The sequence below is a fragment of the Bifidobacterium reuteri DSM 23975 genome (genome assembly GCF_000741695.1).
In the GTDB taxonomy this organism is placed as follows: Bacteria; Actinomycetota; Actinomycetes; order Actinomycetales; family Bifidobacteriaceae; genus Bifidobacterium; species Bifidobacterium reuteri.
Genome location: NZ_JGZK01000005.1, coordinates 292894 through 307076 on the forward strand (window position 1 = coordinate 292894; position 14183 = coordinate 307076).

At 58.5% G+C, this 14183-nt stretch carries 15 protein-coding genes; 9 read left to right on the top strand and 6 right to left on the bottom strand.

Annotation, left to right across the window (positions count from 1 at the left end; genetic code table 11):
- Positions 1 to 222 precede the first annotated feature (222 nt).
- Positions 223 to 1320, top strand: coding sequence for a hypothetical protein (locus BREU_RS12365; RefSeq protein WP_044090224.1), 1098 nt, complete (start codon positions 223 to 225; stop codon positions 1318 to 1320).
- Between the two features lie 109 nt (positions 1321 to 1429).
- Here the strand turns inward: BREU_RS12365 and BREU_RS06515 are convergent, their stop codons facing one another.
- Positions 1430 to 1795, bottom strand: coding sequence for a YccF domain-containing protein (locus BREU_RS06515; protein WP_044090225.1), 366 nt, complete (start codon positions 1793 to 1795; stop codon positions 1430 to 1432).
- 197 nt (positions 1796 to 1992) lie between these two features.
- Here BREU_RS06515 and BREU_RS06520 point away from each other — a divergent pair, with 197 nt between their 5' ends.
- On the top strand, positions 1993 to 2487 hold the full coding sequence (locus tag BREU_RS06520; RefSeq protein ID WP_044090226.1) for a hypothetical protein: 495 nt from the start codon (positions 1993 to 1995) through the stop codon (positions 2485 to 2487).
- A gap of 32 nt (positions 2488 to 2519) precedes the next feature.
- On the opposite strand, the gene BREU_RS06525 is transcribed toward BREU_RS06520, so the two are convergent.
- On the bottom strand, positions 2520 to 3479 hold the full coding sequence (locus tag BREU_RS06525; RefSeq protein ID WP_044090227.1) for an aldo/keto reductase: 960 nt from the start codon (positions 3477 to 3479) through the stop codon (positions 2520 to 2522).
- A gap of 264 nt (positions 3480 to 3743) precedes the next feature.
- Between BREU_RS06525 and BREU_RS06530 the strand changes: the two genes are divergently transcribed.
- The gene (locus tag BREU_RS06530; RefSeq protein WP_044090228.1) at positions 3744 to 4043 is read left to right on the top strand and encodes a DUF2316 family protein; all 300 of its coding nucleotides are present in this window, start codon (positions 3744 to 3746) and stop codon (positions 4041 to 4043) included.
- Positions 4044 to 4099: 56 nt separating this feature from the next.
- Here BREU_RS06530 and BREU_RS06535 read toward each other — a convergent pair whose 3' ends face one another.
- Entirely contained in the window at positions 4100 to 5269 is a 1170-nt protein-coding gene (locus BREU_RS06535) for an ATP-binding protein (RefSeq protein ID WP_202962221.1), read from the bottom strand.
- A 267-nt stretch (positions 5270 to 5536) separates the two neighbouring features.
- On the opposite strand from BREU_RS06535, the gene BREU_RS06540 reads away from it, so the two are divergent.
- Positions 5537 to 6352, top strand: a complete 816-nt coding sequence (locus tag BREU_RS06540; protein WP_044090262.1) for an SOS response-associated peptidase — start codon at positions 5537 to 5539, stop codon at positions 6350 to 6352.
- A 163-nt stretch (positions 6353 to 6515) separates the two neighbouring features.
- On the opposite strand, the gene BREU_RS06545 is transcribed toward BREU_RS06540, so the two are convergent.
- The 3 genes from BREU_RS06545 to BREU_RS06550 all read right to left on the bottom strand — a co-directional run bounded on the left by BREU_RS06545 (position 6516) and on the right by BREU_RS06550 (position 8799).
- The gene (locus tag BREU_RS06545; protein WP_044090230.1) at positions 6516 to 7736 is read right to left on the bottom strand and encodes a type II toxin-antitoxin system HipA family toxin; all 1221 of its coding nucleotides are present in this window, start codon (positions 7734 to 7736) and stop codon (positions 6516 to 6518) included.
- A 3-nt stretch (positions 7737 to 7739) separates the two neighbouring features.
- Complete coding sequence (locus BREU_RS11570; RefSeq protein ID WP_081886583.1) at positions 7740 to 8033, bottom strand: helix-turn-helix domain-containing protein; 294 nt, start codon at positions 8031 to 8033, stop codon at positions 7740 to 7742.
- Between the two features lie 130 nt (positions 8034 to 8163).
- Positions 8164 to 8799 carry a GNAT family N-acetyltransferase gene (locus tag BREU_RS06550; protein ID WP_044090231.1) on the bottom strand — a complete coding sequence of 212 codons (636 nt, stop codon included), beginning with the start codon at positions 8797 to 8799 and terminating at the stop codon, positions 8164 to 8166.
- 283 nt (positions 8800 to 9082) lie between these two features.
- On the opposite strand from BREU_RS06550, the gene BREU_RS06555 reads away from it, so the two are divergent.
- The 5 genes from BREU_RS06555 (at position 9083) to BREU_RS06575 (ending at position 14121) form a co-directional block, all read left to right on the top strand.
- A complete protein-coding gene (locus tag BREU_RS06555; protein ID WP_052382057.1) occupies positions 9083 to 12337 on the top strand; it encodes a TOTE conflict system archaeo-eukaryotic primase domain-containing protein in 3255 nt (1084 codons plus the stop codon).
- A gap of 115 nt (positions 12338 to 12452) precedes the next feature.
- Entirely contained in the window at positions 12453 to 12896 is a 444-nt protein-coding gene (locus BREU_RS06560; RefSeq protein WP_044090232.1) for a VOC family protein, read from the top strand.
- Between the two features lie 66 nt (positions 12897 to 12962).
- Positions 12963 to 13184 carry a hypothetical protein gene (locus BREU_RS06565; RefSeq protein ID WP_140462728.1) on the top strand — a complete coding sequence of 74 codons (222 nt, stop codon included), beginning with the start codon at positions 12963 to 12965 and terminating at the stop codon, positions 13182 to 13184.
- Positions 13177 to 13446, top strand: a complete 270-nt coding sequence (locus BREU_RS06570; protein ID WP_044090234.1) for a DUF4160 domain-containing protein — start codon at positions 13177 to 13179, stop codon at positions 13444 to 13446. Before BREU_RS06565 ends, BREU_RS06570 begins: the two co-directional genes overlap by 8 nt.
- A 246-nt stretch (positions 13447 to 13692) precedes the next feature.
- Positions 13693 to 14121, top strand: coding sequence for a hypothetical protein (locus BREU_RS06575; protein ID WP_044090236.1), 429 nt, complete (start codon positions 13693 to 13695; stop codon positions 14119 to 14121).
- Positions 14122 to 14183: the final 62 nt, after the last annotated feature.

Here is a 14183-nt window from a genome sequence, read left to right on the forward strand (position 1 = left end):
CTGGGCTCCTTTGATCGTGTGTGGTCGATGTGCGTGCGCTGCTCGTTTTCACGCCGAATTCATATACTACTGGTTATGGCCGGGCATGGGGGCCGGGAACACGGGTCAAGCGTAATGTCGGGCATACAATGATAGCGGAACTACAGTGCCGTCCGGGCGTTGTCACTGTGTCCAAGGTGCCGCATGCACGCGGCACCCAGCAAGAGGAAAGGTCCATAGCCGATGGAAACCCAGCATCGTTGGCCCACGAAGGTGATAGGTCTGATCGCATTGCTCGTGGCGGTGGCCGTCGTGCTCGGCGTGGTGGTGTGGCGCTCGTCCCAGCCCAAGCCTGCGGAACCTGTCCAGGCAGTGAAGGTGGACGGCTATCTGGGCGGCGAGAAGATCGGTCTGTTCGATGACGACGAATTCAAGGCATTGGCGACCAAAGCCGGCCTCGACGTGAACTACCGCAAGGCGGGAAGCCTCGCGATGATGGACGCCGACCGCAAGGGCCTCGACTACCTGTTCCCCTCCTCGCGCACGGCCGTCGAATACGGCAAGTCCAAGGGCGTGAAGGCCACACGACAGGACATCGTGTTCAATTCTCCGATTGTCGTCTACACGCATCGAGCCGTTGCCGACGGGCTGGTCGCCGGTGGACTCATGACCAAAGACGAATCCGGCGTCTACCGGTTGGACATGGCCAAGGCCGTGGATGCGATGGTCGCGGACAAATCATGGACCGATGTGGGGTATGCGGCCGGGTACGGCCAGTTCCGCATCGACTCGACCGATCCGGTGCAATCGAATTCAGGCAACGAGTACGCGGCGCTCATCGCCACCGTGCTCAACGGCGGCACGCCAGCCACCGTGGATTCCGTGGCGCGCGACGGCGCGACCGTGAAGCGCCTGTTCGCCAAATCGGGATGGATGGAGACCAGCTCCGAGGATTCGTTCACACAGTTTCTGACGCTTGGCGTGGGCTCCAAACCGATGACCGTCGGCTATGAGTCGCAGATCCTCGATCTGGCGGTCAACAATCCGGACGCATTCGCCCAGGTCAAGGACGACATCGTGGTCGCCTACCCGACCCCGACCGTCTGGAGCACGCATACGCTGATGGCCTTGGATGCCAACGGGGAGAAACTGCTTGATCTGCTGAAGTCGAAGGACGTGCAGCAGCTCGCGTGGCGGCGGCACGGCTTCCGATCGGTGGACTATCTGGGCAGCGACCCCATCTCACGGTTCGGGGTGAACGGCGTGACCGATCAGGTCACCAACGTATCCGAACTGCCCAACAACGACGCCATGCAGGCGCTTATCAAGGCGCTGCAGTGATGGATTAAAGGCGGATTCGGCGTCGGATCCGTGGGAAATCACCCCGGTAGATGCGGCGGGAAGCAGGTCCCTTCAGTGCAATCGACGGCATGGTATTCACAGCCGGCCGTCACAGATTGTCGATCTGCGCGCCGAACGGCCAGAGCGCGAGCTTGGCCATCTTGAACGACTGGATGCCGAATGGGATGCCTATGATGGTCACACAGTTGAGCGCGCCGGCGATCACATAGCCGATCGCCATCCATACGCCGACCAGCACAACCCATACGATATTGGCGAGCGTGGAACCGACCCCGCCGCCGTACCGCACCGTTTTGCCGAACGGCACCAACGTAAGTCCGGCCATCTTGAATGCCTGAATGCCCAGTGGGATGCCGATAATCGTGACGCACAGGACAAGGCCCACGATGGCCCAACCAATGGCGATTTCGATGCCGCCCAGAATGATCCACAGAATATTGCCGATGAGTCGCATGCCATTCCCCCTTTCCATTGTTTGCAGACAACATCACAGTATCGCAAACGACCGCGTCCCGAATCATCAGGGACTTCCCGGAACCGACCCCGAAATCCGGTCGGCGTTGTTGCCATCAGGCGACAGAACGTCTCGGTATGGCCAAATCTATGATATAAGCACATTTATGGCTGACGCTCGGAAGGGGGAATCCGACAATGATATCCGAGGACAGGCAGGGTTATCGATACGGAATCATCATCGCGATCGTCACAGTGATACTGGTGGTCGCGATATGCGTATTCGCACGATGGTGGATGCATCGTCCCGCAGACACGTCGCACGTCCAGTACTCCTACTCGTCCTCCACCCGGTTCTCCAAGGCGCAGCTCGACGCCGCCGGCAGGACCGTCACGCAATCGTTCTCCACACTCACCGGTTGCACACTGCACAAGGTCTCCTACGACGAAGCGAAGACCGATGAGATGCTGGATTGGGAGGATAAGGCCAAGAGTGAATCGCCGGACTACTGGTCGTCCGTGTATGACGCATACCAGCAATATGGGCGGGACCGCATATTCATGGCGACCGTCGATTTCGACTGCGATGGCAGAGACCCGTCACTGCCCGACGGTCCGCAATCGATGGCTTGGTATCTGCGGCTCAACGACGACGGCCGGACATGGACTGAAGTCGATCACGGCAATGGGTGACTTCAGTCCACGTTATATCCGAACGCTGGCAATTACTTGGCGAACGGTTCGGACGCCTTGTCGAGCGCGGCCACCTCGTCGTCGGTCAGGTCAAGGGCGACCGAAGCCAGCAGGGCGGGCAGCTGCTCGGGCGTTCGGGCGGAGGCAATCGGGCCGGCGACCTGCGGACGGTGACGCAGCCAAGCCAGCGCCACGGTGGCGATCTGCGCATCGTGCGCCTTGGCCACCGCATCAAGCGCGTCAACGAGCGCGAACCCGTCGGCGTTGAGGTAGTCGGCGACCATGCCCTGGCGGGCCTTGCCCTCGGCGTCGGCTGCGGAACGGTACTTGCCGGTCAGGAAGCCGGCGGCCAGCGAGAAGTAGGGGAACACCGCGAGGTTCTCGCGTGCGGCCACCGGGGCGAGCGTGCGCTCGTAGTTGCCGCGGGTCACAAGGTTGTAGTGCGGTTCCAGTGCGACCGGCAGCGCGTAGCCGTGCTCGCGGGCGATGGAGAACCACTCCTTGATGCGATCGGCTGTGTAGTTCGACAGACCGATCGCGCGGATCTTGCCAGCCTTGACCAGTTCGTCGAATGCGGCGACGGTCTCCTCGAGCGGGGTGTTCTTGTCGTCGAAGTGGGCGTAGTACAAGTCGATGGCGTCCACGCCGAGACGCAGCAGCGACTCGTTCGCCGCGGCGATCACGTTGTCGTGCGACAGGCCCTTGTACTGCGGGTGCTCGCTCACCTTGGTGGCGATGACCACGTCGTCGCGGTTGGACCGCACGGCCAGCCAGCGGCCGAGGATGATCTCGGACTCGCCGCCCGCGTTGCCCGGCGCCCATGCCGAATACACGTCGGCGGTATCGATGAAGTTGCCGCCCGCCTCGACGTACTCGTCCAGCACCTTGCGGCTGGTCGCCTCGTCGCTGGTCCAGCCGAACGTGTTGCCGCCCAGTACCAGCGGGAACACCTCCAGGTCGCTGTCGCCCACCTTCACTCGCTGATCGGTCATCTTGACATCCTTTCGTCGTCTTTGCGCGAATCGTCGCCGCATCCCGACCGGAGCGACGGTCCAGGATGCGGCTTCGATTATTGTCGCGCGCGACACGGCATACGGGAATGCGATTGCACGCAGTTCCGCTCTTGGCGGACAGGTATGGCGTGATTTTGCCGTACCTTGGCATTCGCTGTTGGCCAAAGCCCACACGGAAGCATCCTCACGGGTTCCTGTCGTGACTATCGTGGGAAACGTCATTGTTGCGAGGGGAGTGGAATCATGTCATTGACCAGTGAACAGCGCGCGAACACCATCCGCGAATTCCGTGAGAACATGCGTTTGCTGGGCCTGACCGCCGACCAGATCGGCGCGGACTTCGGCGTCAGTGGCCAGACCATCGAACGCATCATCGACCTGCGCACCGGAGTGCTGGAGTATCCGTGGATCGTGCGCGGATACCTGCTGGACAAGGCAGCCGCAGCCGGCGTGACGCTGGTGCCGTTCACCGCCCTGCGCGGCGACCCGCACGACTACTGGTTCCTCGACGACCGGGTCATCGACGCGAACCGGCTGGATTAGCTGTTATCCGCTTGTTGTATGGCATGGCCTGCAGTATGAGATTCGCTGAGCCACCGTCACCGATTATTGGAAAGTAGCCAGTCAATGATGTTCATTCCTTGGATACCGTCTCGTGTCTGAGGAAACTCATCCATGCTCAGCACATATTTGGGCCAGTTATCACGAATGCCATCGAATGCGCCGAATTCTCGGTCAGCGGTCTGCTGTGATTCGAGGAGATACGAGACCTGATAGTAGGAAAGATCGTCTCCTCGACGCGCGATGAAATCGATTTCCTTGTCGGCGATTTTGCCGACTCGAACGTCATAGCCACGGCGTCTGAGCTCCATGTAGACGATGCCCTCCAGAACCTGATCGATTGCGTTTGCGTTGTTAAGTCCAATGGCATGACGCAGTCCCTGATCGACCACGTAATACTTCTCATTAATTTTCAGCGTACGCTTGCCTATCGTGTCCTCGCGTGGAACACGGTAGATGAGGAATGCCTTGCTCGCGGCGTTGAGATAATTGGCGATGGTCTCGGCCGATACTTTGCGCTGCTCGCTTTTCATGTATGCGGCGATATTCGCGGCGGTAACCAGATGTCCTTCCTCACTGATGACGTAACGTATGACCCTTTCCAGTGAGTCGGCATCTCGTATCCCCGCGTGCCGGATGACGTCCTTGAACAGTATGGTCGAGAACAGGTCCTCGAGGTAATGCAGGGAAGCCGTCTCGTCAAAGGCCAGATCGGTCTGGAAGGGGAATCCACCTTGGGCTACATATCTGCGGAACGCAGATCGTTCATCGACCGGGCCGGCTGCTTGACGAAACGCATCAAGGAATTCGGCGAATGAGAACGGGTATACGTCGATGGTGATGTAACGGCCAGTGATATAGGTGGCGAGATCGCTGGACAGCATGCGTGCATTCGAGCCGGTCAGATAGATATCGGCATCGTAATCCACTATGAAGGAACGCACCGCCTTCTCCCAGTGAATGACCTCTTGGATTTCGTCGAAGAACAGGCGAATAGTACCTTGTGTTCCTGCCATGTGTTTCGCGACATACTGATTGAGATCATCGGCGTTCGCGATACCGGCATACTCGCTTGATTCGAAATTGATATGAAGCATGGATTGTTCGGCAACGCCTTCGCTGATTAGCCGTTGCCGGATGAGCTCCAGTAACGTCGATTTGCCGGAGCGCCTGGCTCCCACCAGCACTTTGATGACGTTCTTTCCCATGAAGGGACGTATTTGCTGCATATATGCAGGTCTATCAATCATGGTGAATCCCTTCCTCATATGAAATCAAGTATGATTGATGTATCTGACCAATTGTTTAATAGAATCGATTATAATCGATTCTTTAGTGGATTACAGCATGTGCTTAAACGTATCTGATTGTGATTGTGCTTCTATGATGCCGATTTCGACATGATTGACTGATGGAATGATGCTAAGCAACACGTCGGGATTGATCGGCGGCAAGCTCCTGCCATGCCGAATGATATGCTTCTCGCTGTGTGCAGGTGCTTTGCGGCTGATTTGGATTGGGGCGCGGTTGCGAAACAATTCGGTGTGGAGGCGGGTGAGAACGAGGACGGCGGCAACAGTGGCGCGGATGCCGCTTCGCTGCCACGGCCGTCATATAACGTCAGGCCCGGGCAAACCATCGCGGTCGTGGCGCAGGGCGGGGACGGCCGACGCCATTTGACCGGTGCGCGCTGGTCTCTGGTGCCGTCGTGGAGCGCTGGCCCGGCCCTGACGTATCCGACATACAATGCTCGCATCGAATCTGCCGAGGCGAAGCCGACATTCGCCGAGTCGACCAGATCGATGCGGGCCGTCATCCCCGCTTCCGGATACTACGAGTTCCGTGGCCGACGGCCGTTCTATTTCCATGCGCCGGACGACAGACCACTGGCAATGGCCGGACTGTTCTCCTGGTGGCGGGCGAGTTCGTCTTCGGCGACGTCGCCGGTATCGGCGGCGGATTCGTCAAGTTCGTTGAATCCGATGATTTCGTCAATTCCGCCGAGAAAAGCGTCTCCATGGATGCTGACCGCGACGATACTCACCTGCCCGGCGGTGGACGGGCCGGCGACGGTCCACGACCGCATGCCGGTGCTCGTCCCCTCAGACATGACCGGCGCATGGCTCGACCGCTCGATCGACGGCTCGTCGTTGCTCGCGGACCTCGCATCGAACGGGACCGAGCTTTCGCGCCGGCTCGCCTTCCATGAGGTCGCCCCGTTCGCCCCAACGGATGACGGTCGCCGCATCATACGGCCGCTGGTCCAAGCCGAGGCCCCGACCCTGTTCTGACAATCGAATGTCGGATATACGATCCTCGCATTCATTGCAGCAAAACAAACCGTTCAGCGAAGGTCACATCATAGGCAAAGCCACCCGTCGGCGGTGATGATGCGGAACACGTCACAGTAGCCGTCGACAAGCAGGACAGCGGCTGCGTTCATGAATCCGCTGGTCATTCCAACGACCTAATCGCCGCAGAGAAACGTTCACTCATTAGGTTGATGGACTGGGCGTCAATGCGGCGCATGGCGGCTCGAGGCACTGCCTGAGACAGTGCGGATCGCAGTGTTCTGGACCATTGTTCCGCATATTTTCGGCTAACGCCGAACAACTCAAGGCAATCATCGGTCAGCAGTTTGCCCATACTTACTTCGGCGTCGCCGAAAAGCGCTATTTGATGCACATCCGGAACCGCCGCATCATACGGTTCGGGATTCATATCGAACGCGGGGGATAGCTTCCAGCCATTGCCGCACCGCAGATACCCATGATTGCGCATATGATCGTCCAGATTCCCGATAGCCGCGCCGAACATGGCCCGACGCCACAACTCACCGGTATCACCTCCCGAACGTCGGGTGAATTCCGCCAAATCAAGCCAATCTCCACCAACCCCATCAGACGATTCCAATGCGGTCAGCGCCGACATATAGGGGATTCTGGTCATGGCCTCCGCTGATGGCGCGGGTCTCCTGTCGAAGCGTTTGGTAAGTAGAACCGTTCGATTGCGTCCATCAGCATCTTTGATGGTCAAGGTTTGATGCTCAGGCACATCGATATTCGCCATACACGCGATTTCCAGCGTGACAGCCTCCCAGCCGATGACGTCCCATTCGTCTCCGTCGGGTTTGGGGAATTTGGCGAGCCACAGCGAACCTTGATCTGTCACCGATGCCTTTGGGCGAGCGCCGCCCAAGGATCCAGTCGCCCGGTAAAGTCTGCGCAGCGAGACGTCGCTGACATCACGATTCTGTTCCACGGCGTCGGCGGTGTTCAGCAGTTCCGGCAGATTGGCCAAGACCGGTACTCCTTCATCGCCGGCCACAGGCCTGCCCTCGATGCAGTACCGTATGGCGCCCTGACGGGTCAGGTCATTCACGCCGAACAGATATTCTGATTCGCTGACGCGGATTCTCTTCAGACTGCGGGCGAGTATCTTGCGTCCCCAACGGTCGGGGGCGGAATCCGAAAACGGTCCTAGTCCTGAAAAGAAGAACGGAGCCAGTGAGCGCGGCAGGGATGGGAACAGGTCGAATGAATCCTGTCGGTGGATGTAGTCTGCGTCATATCGGAATGACAAGTCATCCCCGGTGGCGTATAGGGTCCCGGCCGTAGTCTCGTCTCCACTCTCCAATGTGACGGCGACTGTCGCCTCGACGGTTTTCGCCGACATGATCTATCTCCTCACCCGCTGGGGAAGTTGCTCTCCGGCCCGTAATCTGCCGAGGTCGGTCGAATACGGGTCACACGACGATACCAGTGCATCCGCCATTTGAAGCACGCGGGCAATGCTCAGCAAGGAGTCGGTGCGAACCGGCTTTCCCTGTTCGAGATTCGACACCGTGGTAGGGCTCACTCCTGCGCGTTGCGCCACGTCGGCGACAGTCAGCGACAGTAGACGACGCTGCTGAGACAGTCGTTCCCCCATGATTCGCAAATCACGTCTCACTGTTGTGGGCACATATTTCATGCGGTCTCTTTACGATTAGTATTTTCTATGTAAACGAGGATAAGCAATAGTATACTGTATGTTATTCTTCACAACCAGAGAACAGTCGCAACCAGAGAACAGGGAATCCCGATGATATCAGTAGCATCGTTTATTGCTCGGGTGCGCCGTCGCGCCACCCGTCGGCGGTGATGATGCGGAACACGTCGTCGTGGTAACGGTCGATGAGCGGATAGTAGTCGTGCTGCGATTCGGTCACGACGGTCAGTCCGCACTTGGCCATCACACGGCCGGATTGCGTGTTTTCGCGGTAGTGGCCGCCCCATGCCGCCTCCGCGTGCAGATCGTCGAACGCGTATCCGAGCACGGCACGCAACGCCTCGGGCATATATCCCTTGCCCCAGAACGGACGGCCGATCCAATAGCCGAGTTCCAGCGCATTGCCGCCGAGATACGTGTCGTAGTAGCTCCCGCCGAGCTCCGGACCGGCGGTCACCGCGTCGATGGTGTAATGACTGACGGGTTTGAGCGCGATGCTACCCACCGGCTCGTTATCCGCGGCGGGTCCGGACGCGTCGCCGCCCTTTATCGTGATGGCCCAGTTGTTCTCCACGGCGAGGATGCCCCGGATGTCATTCATGCTGCCCTCGACGCTGGTGTGCGGCGGCCATCCGCAGCTGAGCCCGATCTCGGGGTCTGAGGCGTACCGGAACAGCGAGGCCGCCTCGGCCGCGTCATCCGCCTTCCAAGGGCGCAGCAGCAGTCGTTCGGTCTGGATGCTCTTCATGTCGGCGCCTTTCAACGGAGTGGTTTGATCCTATGTCTGTATCGTAATTGGTTGAGTGGTGCTGGCCCCCTCTGACGAGGGGGCTGTCAGCGAAGCTGACTGGGGGAGAGAAAAAAGCTAAATCCTCTCAATTATGTACATCCATTGGCGATGGTCATGAATTGCGGATTCATCACGAATAATGAAATGGCCGTTCCGTCCTGATAATGTCGGCGGTTGTTTGGGCACGACGGTAGCGTGTTGGGTAACAGATGAATCCGTCGGTCAAAGGAGCGCGGCTGATATGGCTGAACCGGAATATGCCGTACTGTTTGATCAGCTTTTCGTCCTTGACGATGTCATCGAACATGCCGGTGGAACCGCGCCTGCGGTAATACTGTGCCATCGTGAGGGCAAAGGCGCCAGCGCGAACGAATTACGCGTGAAAAACGGTTCTATCACAGGCATCAGCATGGGTGAAATCCGGTACGTGTCACAGGCCGACTGGCGACTTGGCAAATGCGAATATAAACGACGAACCCACGCGCAGGAGCTGCAACGGATGGAATCCACGCGCGGCGGAGACGATTCAAAAAGCGTTGAAGGCAAACGAGCCGATGCATCTGTGTCATCAATCAATGCCCACAGTGCGCCCGAACGGAAGATCCAATTATTCCGCTCCCTGTTTCGCGGCCGTGACGACGTATACGCGCACGGATTCGTGAGCCAGAAAACCGGCAAGGTCGGATATGCGCCGGCGGCATGGAATGAATGGACCACATTGCCGAATGGCAAAAGGGTGCCCACTCCGCCGGATCGGCGTCGTTGCAAACCTCTGACCGATCAGATATTGCTTGAGCATTTCACCAAGCGAGACATGAGGATGACGAATGTCGTCGGACTGTACCCGATGTCCAAGGAGTCAAAGGTCTGGTTTCTGGCCATCGATTTCGACGACGCCGGCTGGCGCGATGAGATCACTGCGACCCGACGTATCTGCGAGCAGCATGGGTTGACGCCGGCCATGGAACGTTCACGCTCCGGTGACGGAGGACACCTATGGCTGTTCTTCACCGAACAGGTCGAAGCCGCTCAAGCCCGGCGTATGGGAGACGTATTGCTCACCGAAGCGTCCGATCTGGTGAACATCACATTCCGCTCATACGATCGTATGTTTCCCAACCAGAACACGTTACCCGCCGGTGGTTTCGGCAATCTAATCGCACTGCCTCTGCAACGTTTGGCAAGGGACAAAGGCAACAGCGTGTTCGTGGATGAACGATTCGAGCCATACCCGGACCAGTGGGCATATCTGGCCTCAATCAGGCGAATCACGCCCGAGCAAGTGCATGCCATCGCTTCCCTGTCCTCAACGTTGGAAGGACCGCTGGGCAGTCTCAACCGGGAAGGACCACCTGCGGAATCTTGGGCCAAGAAATCCCCTGCACATTCGGACGCAACGCACACGCGACCGGATGACAACGCCTATCAGCAGGTGATATTCGACCAATTCAATGGGAATCATTCCATCAAACAACACAGAACGCTCACTCCAACGGATGTCCCCGAAACTGTTGATATCGTCGAGCGCAACATGCTCGTCATACCGAAAAACGGCATGACGGCACTCGCGCTCAACACGATACGACGACTTGCGGCATTCGCCAACCCGGATTTCTATCGAGCCCAGGCCATGCGCCAGCCCGTATACAACAAGCCGCGCATTATCTATCGCGGCGAAGAAACAGATGCTGCAATCCTACTGCCTCGTGGGTGCAAAGATCCACTGGCCACCTTACTGAGCGAGGCCGGAGCCACAGTGATCTGCACGGACGAACGCAATGCGGGCAAACGCATACGCGCACAATTCACCGGCACACTCAACAAACAGCAAATCTCCGCCGCAAAAGCCCTGCTCGCACATGACAACGGCATCCTCATCGCGCCAACCGGCTTCGGTAAAACCGTGATAGCAGCCGATCTCATCGCCAAACGCAAAACCAGCACGTTGATCGTACTACGGTCGTCCGCACTGCTCGGTCAGTGGAAGGAACGGCTCGAACAATTCCTCAACGTCACAGCGACACTGCCGCCATTGCGAACCAGAACCGGACGAATCAGCCGACGGCAACGCAGCGTCATCGGCCAGATCGGCGGTGGACGAAACGAACCCAACGGCATCATCGACATTGCATTGGCACAGTCGCTCTTCGAACAAGGCGACGTACCCGGAGACAAGCACATCAAAACCCTCGTCAGGAACTACGGCATGGTGATTTTCGACGAATGCCACCACGTCGCCTCCATCGACACCGAAGCCATCGCACAAGCAGCCACCGCCAAATACGTCTATGGACTTACCGGCACCTTGAAACGCGACGACGGCATGCATCCCATAGCCGTCATGCAATGCGGGCCGGTACGGTACACCGTCGATGTCAAAGACCAGATGGCCTCGCAACACTTCACACGCCGGTTCATTCCGCGATTCACGCCCGTCAACCTCGACCTCATCGAACCATACACGTATCACGACTATCTTGAAGCGGCATGTGCCAATGAGGAACGCAACGCCATGATTCTCAACGATGCCATGAACATCATCGACGAAGGCCGCACGCCACTTCTGCTCACCAAACGCATCGAACACGCCAAATCGCTCGCCGATGGGCTACAAACACGCGGATGTGCGCATGTGATCCTTCTCTATGGCGCAGATCCGAAGAAAACCAAACAAGCCAACCTGGACCGGCTCGCCCATGTTTCCCCGGGGGAGAGTCTTGTCGTTGTGGCGACTGGCAGCTATATCGGCGAAGGATTCGACCAGAAACGGCTCGATACGCTTCTGCTCGCCGCTCCGGTGTCCGTGGAAGCGGCCGTCACCCAATACGTGGGGCGTCTGCACCGCGACAATGATGGCAAATGTGAGGTACGCGTCTACGACTATATCGATGCGACCGTGCCCATGGCCACTGGCATGTATCGCAAACGATTGAAGGCATATTTGGCGCAAGGATATGAGCCACTGCTGTCCGAAGAGGACCGGACCTGCGCGATGCGACAGGCCAAGACGAAGGCGTTGATGCAGCGCAAGGCGAGTCTGACGCAGACGGATGCCGGCAAGGATACGCCCGTCATCACCGCGGCGGGATTCCTCAAGACGCTCCGTGATGACATCGATCATTGCGGGCACACGATGACCATCCATGCCGGATACCTATCGGAACGCGCCATCAAACAAGTCGACGACGTAATTCTCAAGGCGGTCGGCAGGGGAGTAAAAGTCGACGTCACCGTACGCCTCTCGTCCACGGCGACACCGGCCTCGCGCGCCCGCACCGAACGCAACATGGACAGGCTCCGCGCGCTGGGATGCACTGTGCACGCCGTCGAATCCTGCAGCGAATTTGTCATCTTCGACGAAGCCCTCGTCTGGTTCGGCACCATCGAACCGTTGGGCAACCCCAAACCGGACGACTGTTCGCTACGGTTCATCGACGCCACGGTCGCCGCCAACCTCCACCAGGAAACAGGACATACGCTCGCCGTCACCCACTGACTCATCCTCCGCCCACGTTCGTATCAGCCCTTTAGCCGATGTGCAAACGCCGGCACATGTCCACGGCACGACCGGAAGCAAGCGGACTGCAGCCGAAGCGCGTACCGTTGCGCACATGCTGGACCACATCACCCTACATGTGACGGACATCGAACGCAGCGTCAACTTCTACACACGGGCGCTCGCCCCACTCGGCTACATCGTCAAGGCGCATCACGAGTCGACGCTCGGATTCGGCGTGAACGACGGCACCCTCCACTCCGACTTCTACCTCTCGCCGACGGACGCCGACGCAACCAGCCACAGCCATGACGGAACCGAAACGGTCTCACCCGTCACCCACATCGCCTTCCTCGCCCCAAGCATCGATGCCATCCGCGCATTCCACGCCGCCGCGCTCGCCGCCGGAGGCCAGGACAACGGCGCTCCAGGGCCGCGCCCCTATCATCCCGGCTATTACTCGGCGTTCGTACTGGACCCGGATGGCAACAACATCGAAGCGGTCGTCGACTGGTCCGGATGGTTCGGCGACGGCCATATTGATGCGGGCGTAGAATGAGTGGGAAGTTGTGGTGCGGAATCGGAATCGTACATTGTGGTCGGAGGCATTATGGCGAAGATTGGTATGAGTAACCTTTTGGAGGCCAATGGTCTTCGCTTGGGATACACGGCGAAGACGGTCACGGTCACTGAGCCGGCGACCGGGTTTAAGATTGTGTTCAACAATGACGGCTCCGTGAGGAGCAACACGTTCCCTTCCGAATCGCTTCCTTTGGTGGAAGGCTATTTCAAGCGTTCCTACCCGTTCGTGGAGGATGCTCGTGAAGTAGATCGCGAATATGCCTGAAATCTGGTTTGAAGACGTCGCCGGATACGAGTTCTATGTGACCAGCAATGACGGCGGCCACGGCGTGCACTTTCACATCAAGCGCAACAACTCGTATCGGCTCGCCAGGTTTGTGTTGACCGCCGATGGCGATGTGGTTGTGGATTCAACCACACTTGACGCCAAGACGACCAGGAAAATCCAGCTGTACATACGTCGTAACTGGAATGGTTTCGTGCAGGCGTGGCGCAGCTTCTTCGGCAACTGTCACTTCGATAAGTAACGCTACTGATAAGCAGCAATCATCACCTCCATGGAGATCAATCGCATGAACGTCATATGTCAGTGGTGATGTTGCGCATATAGTTCATGCAGCCCGCGGTGTTGGTGTGCGATGGCCATGAGCTGGTCATGCGATATGGGAATATGTCCGATGGATGGCAGCAAGCATATGATGGCTCGCCTCATCACACGTGCAAGTGCGGCAATTACCGTACGAGCGGAGCAATAACCACAGAAGGAGGGCTATGTGACACCGATCGAATTGTCCACCCGCCGCAGGGTGACCGGACTGACCTCGGACGAGTTCGCCCGACTGTTCGTAACGATCGAGCGAAAGGTGGATGGCGAGAACGTCCACTGGGACGCCGCGGATGTCGAATCATGGGAGATTGTAGGCCCGCCGCCTACCGCCGACCAGCATCTCATCGATACGTTGGGCGCCGCGCAGGAATTCGTCGCGGCACTGGCCGATCAGCTGTACCGTGCCACGATGCCGGCCTCCGAGGGCGACACACTCACCGCCTACAGCGACAATCTGACCTTCTGGGCCGAGCATCCCAACTTCGGCGGCATGCCATACGCACTGTGGAATTTTGCCGCGTTGCAGGCAGTCGAATGGATTCGCAAGGAGACCGGCATCATCTGCGAGCTGGACGCTCGCCGGCCTCTGGTGTGACCAACTGTGGACCTGCGAGAGGCCAACGCAGGCCCACGGTGTAGTGACTTGCCCATGGTGTA

What these genes read in the sequence shown, in the direction of transcription:
- BREU_RS12365 (WP_044090224.1), top strand. Translation starts at nt 223, where the DNA reads ATGGAAACCCAGCATCGTTGGCCCACGAAGGTGATAGGTCTGATCGCA.
- BREU_RS06515 (WP_044090225.1), bottom strand. Translation starts at nt 1,795, where the DNA reads ATGCGACTCATCGGCAATATTCTGTGGATCATTCTGGGCGGCATCGAA.
- BREU_RS06520 (WP_044090226.1), top strand. Translation starts at nt 1,993, where the DNA reads ATGATATCCGAGGACAGGCAGGGTTATCGATACGGAATCATCATCGCG.
- BREU_RS06525 (WP_044090227.1), bottom strand. Translation starts at nt 3,479, where the DNA reads ATGACCGATCAGCGAGTGAAGGTGGGCGACAGCGACCTGGAGGTGTTC.
- BREU_RS06530 (WP_044090228.1), top strand. Translation starts at nt 3,744, where the DNA reads ATGTCATTGACCAGTGAACAGCGCGCGAACACCATCCGCGAATTCCGT.
- BREU_RS06535 (WP_202962221.1), bottom strand. Translation starts at nt 5,269, where the DNA reads ATGGGAAAGAACGTCATCAAAGTGCTGGTGGGAGCCAGGCGCTCCGGC.
- BREU_RS06540 (WP_044090262.1), top strand. Translation starts at nt 5,537, where the DNA reads ATGCTTCTCGCTGTGTGCAGGTGCTTTGCGGCTGATTTGGATTGGGGC.
- BREU_RS06545 (WP_044090230.1), bottom strand. Translation starts at nt 7,736, where the DNA reads ATGTCGGCGAAAACCGTCGAGGCGACAGTCGCCGTCACATTGGAGAGT.
- BREU_RS11570 (WP_081886583.1), bottom strand. Translation starts at nt 8,033, where the DNA reads ATGAAATATGTGCCCACAACAGTGAGACGTGATTTGCGAATCATGGGG.
- BREU_RS06550 (WP_044090231.1), bottom strand. Translation starts at nt 8,799, where the DNA reads ATGAAGAGCATCCAGACCGAACGACTGCTGCTGCGCCCTTGGAAGGCG.
- BREU_RS06555 (WP_052382057.1), top strand. Translation starts at nt 9,083, where the DNA reads ATGGCTGAACCGGAATATGCCGTACTGTTTGATCAGCTTTTCGTCCTT.
- BREU_RS06560 (WP_044090232.1), top strand. Translation starts at nt 12,453, where the DNA reads ATGCTGGACCACATCACCCTACATGTGACGGACATCGAACGCAGCGTC.
- BREU_RS06565 (WP_140462728.1), top strand. Translation starts at nt 12,963, where the DNA reads ATGAGTAACCTTTTGGAGGCCAATGGTCTTCGCTTGGGATACACGGCG.
- BREU_RS06570 (WP_044090234.1), top strand. Translation starts at nt 13,177, where the DNA reads ATGCCTGAAATCTGGTTTGAAGACGTCGCCGGATACGAGTTCTATGTG.